This is a genomic window from Phormidesmis sp. 146-33 (assembly GCF_052939515.1).
Map to the genome: position 1 here is coordinate 49,370 of NZ_JBJPHU010000038.1, position 7,478 is coordinate 56,847.

Here is a 7,478-nt window from a genome sequence, read left to right on the forward strand (position 1 = left end):
TTGACCGATTTTGGACTGAAGTTCTTAGACTGAGAGAAGAGCCTGTTATTTTTACAATTCTCGATGCCGCTTGCCTCTTTGATGAGTCGCCTACAGAATTGTGAACCATACATCAAAGGTTCTCGCAAAATCGATCGCAACTTTGCCGATCCGATCGCGCTGTGTAGGCTAACGTAATCGTAAACCGTACACCTTTTGTATACCGCGTCAAGAGGAAAAACAGAATTATGGGATTATTTGATCGAGTCAGCCGTCTGGTCAGAGCCAACGTCAACGATATGGTGAGCAAGGCTGAAGATCCAGAGAAAATCCTGGAACAAGCGGTCATCGACATGCAGGAAGACCTGGTGCAGTTGCGTCAAGCCGTTGCCAGCGCGATCGCCAGCCAAAAACGCTCTCAACAGCAATATAACCAGTCCCAAACCGAATCCAACAACTGGCAACAGCGCGCCCAACTCGCCCTGCAAAAAGGTGACGAAAATCTTGCTAAAGAAGCGCTGCTCAGAAAGAAGACCCACACCGAAACCGCCAACACTCTCAAAGCTCAACTCGACCAGCAAACCACGCAGGTTGACACGCTCAAGCGCAGTTTGATTGCTCTAGAAGGCAAAATTTCTGAAGCCAAAACCAAGAAAGACATGCTGCGGGCCCGGGCCAGCGCTGCCAAAGCTCAAGAGCAGTTGCAGTCCACGGTGAGCAATCTGGGAACGAGCAGCGCCATGGCCGCCTTCGAGCGCATGGAAGAAAAAGTATTGCAGCTAGAAGCGCGATCGCAGGCCGCAGGTGAGTTGGCAGGAGCCGACCTCGAAAGTCAGTTTGCTCGACTCGAATCGGGTGACGTTGACCTCGAACTCGAAGCCATGAAACAGCAAATGCTGGCAGGCTCTTCTCAAGCTCAAGCACAACTTCCTGGGACGGCCACACCGACTACTCAGACTCCAGCCTCTCCTCAAGATCAAGCCGTCGTCGATGCCGAACTCGAAGACCTCAAAAAGCAGTTGGATAATCTGTAAGCACGCTGCTGCGATCGTCCACTCAACTGACTTCTTGGTAGCCTTAGCTTCCGATCGCTGTTTGTTTACAAGCAGTCATGATTTGGGGAGCTAAGGCTCTAAAATTATGAAGGGTTTTTAAGAGAAGATGCACTATGAGTCGCGTTCGTGTAATCACCGATAACGAATTTCAAACCGAAGTCCTGGAGGCTACGCAAACGGTGTTGGTGTACTTCTGGGCTGCGTGGTGTGGCCCCTGTCGTCTGACTGCGCCTTTGATCGAAAAAGTGGCTGACAGCTATGGCGATCAGCTAAAAGTCATCAAAATGGAAGTCGATCCCAACCCCAAAACCGTCGCTACCTACAAAGTAGAAGGCGTTCCTGCCTTTAGATTCTTCCAAAAAGGAGAACTGCTCAAAGCCACTGAAGGGGCAATTAGTAAACAAAAATTAGAAGAACTCGTTGCGTCTCAGCTTTCTCATTAGAATAGTCAGACCGTCGCACTTCCCTCCGCTATGCAATTTGCCACTCGCCTAAACGCTCTGCAAGCCAACGTCTTCGCGGACATGGATCGGGCCAAAGCTCAGGCTAAAGCCGCTGGGTGCGATGTGATTGATCTCTCGTTGGGGTCGTCTGATCTGCCCACTGAAGCGCATGTGCTGGCGGCGATCGCGCAATCTCTCCCCGATCCCACGACTCACGGCTACCTGCTGTTTCAAGGGACTCAGGCATTTCGTCAAGCGGCTGCAACCTGGTACACTCAGAAGTTTGGTGTGGCGATCGATCCAGAAACCGAAGTGTTACCGCTGATTGGCTCTCAAGAAGGTACGGCTCATCTTCCACTCGCGATTTTGAATCCTGGAGATTTTGCCCTGCTACTTGATCCTGGCTATCCTTCCCATGCGGGAGGTGTCTATTTGGCGAGCGGTCAAATCTACCCAATGCCCTTAAAAGCAGAGAACGGATTTTTACCCATCTTTGAAGAGATTCCTGAGACCGTGTTGGCGCAGTCAAAGATGATGGTGTTGAGCTATCCCCATAATCCGACAGCAGCGATCGCGCCCCTTGCTTTCTTTGAATCGGCAGTATCATTTTGTCGAAAGTATAATTTAGCACTAATTCACGATTTTCCCTACGCAGACCTTTACTTTGGACAGTCCTGCCCTCCCTCTGTTCTGCAAGCTGACCTTGAGAAAAGCGTTTCGATCGAGTTCTTCACTCTTTCTAAGTCCTACAACATGGGAGGGTTTCGGGTTGGCTACGCGATCGGGAATGCGGAGTTAATTCGCGCTTTAAGACAAGTGAAAGCAGCCGTAGATTTTAATCAGTACAAGGGCATTTTGAACGGAGCGATCGCCGCCCTTACCGGCCCCCAAACAGGGGTCAAAACGGTAGTAGAAACCTTCAAACGACGACGGGATACTTTTGTGAGCGCCCTTGAGCGCATTGGCTGGCAGGTGCCCACTCCTCAAGCAGCGCTATACGTATGGGCAAAGTTACCCGATCGCTGGGCCTACCACTCGATTCAATTTGCCAAGGAACTCGTGAAATCTACGGGGGTTGCGGTATCACCAGGGGCCGGGTTTGGCAAATTTGGTGAAGGATATGTGAGGTTTGCTCTGGTGCATGAGCCTAAAATTTTAGAGGAAGCGGTTGATCGCATTGCTCAGTTTCTGTAGCGCTTTACTCAAGTCTCGCGATCGCTTCCGTCTCCTTGCCCAAAAGAATCAGTTCTAGACAGGGTAACCCTTTCAGCAATGGCAACCCACCCGCTCTGTTGTGGAAAAACTCGCCAAATTATGAAAATGGCTGAGTTTTACTGAGATTTTTTGAGCCTTTGAAGAACTATATCGCTTTGAGAGGCTATAACCTCTGTTAGAAGTTTAATAAGAACAGTGAAATCTAGATGTACCTTCCAGATGCCTCTTAGTTGAGTTGAAGAAGGTAAATGAGAGAGTGTTTTAGCAACGTATTGAATCGAGCACTTGTTTAATCTGCTCCAGCTTTTTACTCTATTCGTAGAGTGTTGGAGGGCTTGAGGTCTCCTTTCATTGATTCTGGTCGATTTATGTAGCTTTTTTTACTTCAAAGGGCACCTTAACCTAAGTATAAGTCAGTAAACCTTCTTTAAGGAATCTTTAGGGACTGCGGAAAGACAAGAAGATTTTCTGAAGTCGATGTGACAAGAGAGCTAGACGACCCTCCACTCGCTATGGTTGCAATACTGCCACAGGAGTTGTGTCCATAGACTCTCAGTAAATACCCTGCCTAGCCGCCGTTTTCAAGCTTTCGGATTAACTTGCAGTGAGTTAAGCGCAACATTATCGTCTGAGTCCAACAGCCATGCGTGTTTTAATCTATTCCTACAATTACTATCCAGAGCCGATCGGGATCGCCCCACTTATGACCGAGCTGGCGGAGGGGTTGGCAAAACGAGGACATGACGTTCGGGTGATCACAGGGATGCCCAACTACCCACAGCGGCAGATCTACGAAGAGTATCGCGGCAAACTGTACGCGACCGAAGAGCGCAACGGCGTAAAAATCCAGCGTAGCTATGTGTGGATCAAGCCTAAGCCAAATCTCGTCGATCGCATTCTCCTCGACAGCAGTTTTGTCTTTACGAGCTTCTTCCAGGCGCTTAGAGGTTGGCGACCTGACATTATTTTGCTTACGGTTCCCCCACTTCCGGTTTGCGTCCCTGCCGCCCTGCTCAGTTGGCTGCATAACAGCCCGATCGTTCTCAATGTGCAAGATATTTTGCCCGAAGCCGCAGTGCATGTGGGACTGATCAAAAGCAAGGCAATGATTCGCGTGTTTGAAGCGCTTGAGAAATTTGCGTATCGAACCGCTCACACGATCAGCGTCATCGCCGATGGATTTGTCGAAAATTTAGAAGGAAAGGGCGTACCCTCCAGCAAGATCACCTGCATTCCCAACTGGGTTGATACCAACTTTATCCGACCGCTGCCTAAAGAGAACAATGCGTTTAGAACGGCTCACCACCTTGAAGGCAAATTCGTCGTCACCTACTCTGGTAATATCGCCCTGACTCAAGGACTAGAGACCGTTGTAGAAGCGGCCGCTCGATTAAAGCATATTCCAGAGATTGTGTTTGTGATTGTGGGTGAGTCAAAGGCTGTCGAAAAGCTCAAGAATTACTGCAAGACCTGTGGAGCGGACAACGTACTGTTGCTGCCTTTCCAGCCACGAGAAAAACTACCCGAAATGTTGGCGGCAGCTGATGTAGGACTGATTGTGCAAAAGCATAATGTGGTGTCCTTTAATATGCCGTCCAAGACTCAAGTGTTGTTAGCGAGTGGTCGCCCGGTGATTGCTTCTGTCCCCGATACGGGCAGCGCTGCTAAGGCGATCGAGAAAAGTCGAGGAGGGGTGGTCGTTGCGCCCGAAAATCCAGAAGCCCTGGCCAATCAAATTTTGGAGCTGTATCACAATCCCGAACAGGCAGAGTTGTTGGGTAAGCAGGGTCGTCAATATGCGATCGATCGCTACTCCTTTGAGCAAGCCTTAAATCAGTACGAGGCGCTATTTGAGAAGGTCAAAGACAGTTCAGCCAGCGTCAGACCCACCTATGCCCTCACTGCTAACAAGACTGGTAGCTAGATAAAGCGCAACGTTGAGAAAAGAGATTGTGACTTAACGTTGCAAAGCTTCCCGATTAAGCCTAAATCTCTAGCAAAATGAGACAGAACCCCCTGAATCCAGACTATGGAATTGGGGGTAGATACGGTAGCGTTGTTCTTCAATGTTCTTCAACTGTTATTGAGACTATCGATTTTGCAAAACGGCTGGGAATACTAAAGCGCAACCATGACTGTGTAGGGATTGAACTGCACGAACTTATTTACCCTTTTGTCACCCTAGTCAAACCGTTGGCTGCACTCATCAGGTAACTTTTTGAATCATGAACTCTAAGCCGCCCAAAATTCCGGTTTCTGTCTTAATCCCGGCTCGAAACGAGGAAGCCAACCTCCCGGCTTGTCTCACCAGCGTTGCCAGGGCCGATGAAGTTTTTGTGGTCGATTCGCAGAGTAGCGATCGCTCGATCGAGATCGCTGAGAGCTATGGTGCTAGTGTGGTGCAGTTTCAATTCAATGGTCGCTGGCCTAAGAAAAAGAACTGGTCTTTAGAAAACTTGCCCTTCCGCAATGAGTGGGTGTTGATTGTCGATTGTGACGAACGCATCACACCCGAACTGTGGGAAGAGATTGAAACCGCTATTGAGCAAGCCGATTGTGACGGCTACTATTTGAATCGTAAAGTCTTTTTCCTGGGGCAGTGGATTCGCTACGGCGGCAAATATCCTGACTGGAACCTGCGGCTATTTCGCCATGCTAAAGGGCGCTACGAAAATTTGAACACCGAAGAAATTCGCAATACCGGAGACAACGAAGTCCATGAGCATGTGATCATTCCGGGTAAGGTTGCCTACCTAAAGCATGACATGCTGCACATTGACTTCCGGGACATGTACCACTGGCTAGAGCGCCACAACCGTTATTCTAATTGGGAAGCGAGAGTTTATCTGAATTTGCTCAATGGCAAAGGTGATGGAGGAACGATCGGCGCAAATCTCTTTGGTGACTCGGTTCAGCGTAAGCGATTTCTCAAAAAAATCTGGGTTAGACTCCCTTTCAAACCACTTCTGCGCTTCATTTTGTTCTACTTCATTCGTTTGGGCTTCTTGGATGGCAAAGCTGGCTACATCTATGGTCGCCTTCTCAGCCAGTACGAATATCAAATCGGCGTGAAGCTTTATGAGCTACGTCGTGGGGGCACTTTGAATACAAACAGCAACCCTACTACTATTTCTGTATCCACCTCTGAGCCAGTCCCGCAAATTGAGTCTTAATCGTTTTGAGGGGGGAGTATGAAGCAGGTCGAGACCGAAAAATTGGGGCAGGAAGACTGTGAATCCGAAGAACTTTTACCCATTCTGAATGCTAAACCGTTGGTAAATTTGCAGAGCTACGACCAATCGCACTTTGATCGCGGTCGTCCCGGTTGGTATATTTTGCTCTGGTGGCTGGTGCAGGCGATCGTCTTCCCGCTGACGCCTCATCCATTCAACTCAGTTCGGTGTGGGTTGCTCAGACTGTTTGGTGCACAAATTGGCAAGCGAGTGCTGATCCGCCCGACGGCTCGGTTTACCTATCCCTGGAAAGTTCAGATTGGAGATGATAGCTGGATTGGGGATGATGTCGTCTTCTACAGTTTTGAGAAAATTCAAATTGGAGAACATTGCGTAATTTCTCAGAAAACGTATCTTTGTACCGGAAGTCACGATATTCAAGATGCCAGTTTTAAGCTAACGACGGCTGGAATTGCGATCGGAAACGGTGCCTGGATTGCCACAGATTGCTTCATTGCTCCAGGGGTTCAGATTGGCTCAAATGCGGTGGTTGGGGCACGAAGTAGCGTTTTGAGGTCTTTACCTGCCCAGCAAGTTTGTTGGGGGACTCCCTGCCGTCCCCGTTATTTAAGAGAAATCAGGGGCGTTAATGAACAAAATCCTTAATTGAGGTGACGATGCTCAACATTCCCTTTATTTATCAGCGTTTGAGAATTAGAAATTTTGAGTAGAACCTGACTGCATTGCGCCCAGGTATTTTTGTAGGCACGGTGAGAAGACTTCGTAGATCAGGGTGAGAGGTTGACCGTTATGCCAAAAAAGGTAGTGTCTTCCCCAGAACGGCCCTGGTTGTCCGAAGGCTTTTTCTAAAGCGCTAGAATGCCCACAGTAAATGCCTTTGAGGTCTCGATATAGCTCCAAATGGGCGAGGCTCGTCCAAACGGGAATCGATCGATTCTTTAAGTATTCGTCAACGTGGCTTTGTTCCCACCAGGAAGTTGCATAAGCCAGCCGTTGTCCAGAGGCGGTTCTCAGCCAAACCTGTCTTCTCAAACGGGGAGCGGGCACCATTTCAACAACTTTGGGTGCATTGTCGTCAGTGAGACCGATCGCAGACATATCGATCACATCGACTTCGGTGGGTTCGCCTGTGAGAAGTTGTAGGTGACGAGTCGGAGACCCATCACCTAATAGCAACATTTGCCAGGTCGGGGCTAACTGAGCGTGCGGCAAGCCTGTTTGAATGTCACGATCGCTGCCCTCCCAAATTGGATCGAGAGAGTGCCAGGCAGCAGGCAGCGTCACGCTATCGGTGGGTCTAAAGGTGGCAGTCATAAAACTTTACATAAGTTAACCTTCCTTTCATGATAGCGCTCTTAGCCGATCGCAACGGTGGGAAAGTTTCTGCAACTCACTTTTAGAATTTCAGCATTGCTATTGGCAATTTCAAGGAAATGAATTAATTACCCGTGCATACTACTCAACTGGGTTTACCCAAAATCTGCTCAAGGCTAATCCAACGTGAATTCGATGGAGTTTTCTCACTTCGTTATTCAGCACTTCAGCCCCCCAACCCCCCAATTTTGGGGGACTTTGAGACAATATTTCTCGTT

7 protein-coding genes are annotated in these 7,478 nt (G+C 48.8%); 6 read left to right on the forward strand and 1 reads right to left on the reverse strand.

Features of this window, described 5'->3' with window-relative positions; genetic code table 11:
- Positions 1-227 precede the first annotated feature (227 nt).
- The 6 genes from ACJ2PR_RS16690 (at position 228) to hpsU (ending at position 6,531) form a co-directional block, all read left to right on the forward strand.
- The gene (locus ACJ2PR_RS16690) at positions 228-1,013 is read left to right on the forward strand and encodes a PspA/IM30 family protein (RefSeq protein WP_446877824.1); all 786 of its coding nucleotides are present in this window, start codon (positions 228-230) and stop codon (positions 1,011-1,013) included.
- A gap of 134 nt (positions 1,014-1,147) precedes the next feature.
- Positions 1,148-1,477: a thioredoxin family protein gene (locus tag ACJ2PR_RS16695; RefSeq protein ID WP_446877825.1), complete on the forward strand. Its 330-nt coding sequence runs from the start codon at positions 1,148-1,150 to the stop codon at positions 1,475-1,477.
- A gap of 30 nt (positions 1,478-1,507) precedes the next feature.
- A complete protein-coding gene (locus tag ACJ2PR_RS16700; protein ID WP_446877826.1) occupies positions 1,508-2,671 on the forward strand; it encodes an LL-diaminopimelate aminotransferase in 1,164 nt (387 codons plus the stop codon).
- A 664-nt stretch (positions 2,672-3,335) separates the two neighbouring features.
- Entirely contained in the window at positions 3,336-4,616 is a 1,281-nt protein-coding gene (locus ACJ2PR_RS16705) for a glycosyltransferase family 4 protein (RefSeq protein WP_446877827.1), read from the forward strand.
- A 301-nt stretch (positions 4,617-4,917) separates the two neighbouring features.
- On the forward strand, positions 4,918-5,865 hold the full coding sequence (locus tag ACJ2PR_RS16710) for a glycosyltransferase family 2 protein (RefSeq protein WP_446877828.1): 948 nt from the start codon (positions 4,918-4,920) through the stop codon (positions 5,863-5,865).
- An 18-nt stretch (positions 5,866-5,883) separates the two neighbouring features.
- Positions 5,884-6,531 carry a hormogonium polysaccharide biosynthesis acetyltransferase HpsU gene (gene hpsU / locus ACJ2PR_RS16715; RefSeq protein WP_446877829.1) on the forward strand — a complete coding sequence of 216 codons (648 nt, stop codon included), beginning with the start codon at positions 5,884-5,886 and terminating at the stop codon, positions 6,529-6,531.
- A gap of 48 nt (positions 6,532-6,579) precedes the next feature.
- On the opposite strand, the gene ACJ2PR_RS16720 is transcribed toward hpsU, so the two are convergent.
- Positions 6,580-7,200: a chorismate lyase gene (locus ACJ2PR_RS16720; protein WP_446877830.1), complete on the reverse strand. Its 621-nt coding sequence runs from the start codon at positions 7,198-7,200 to the stop codon at positions 6,580-6,582.
- Positions 7,201-7,478 lie beyond the last annotated feature (278 nt).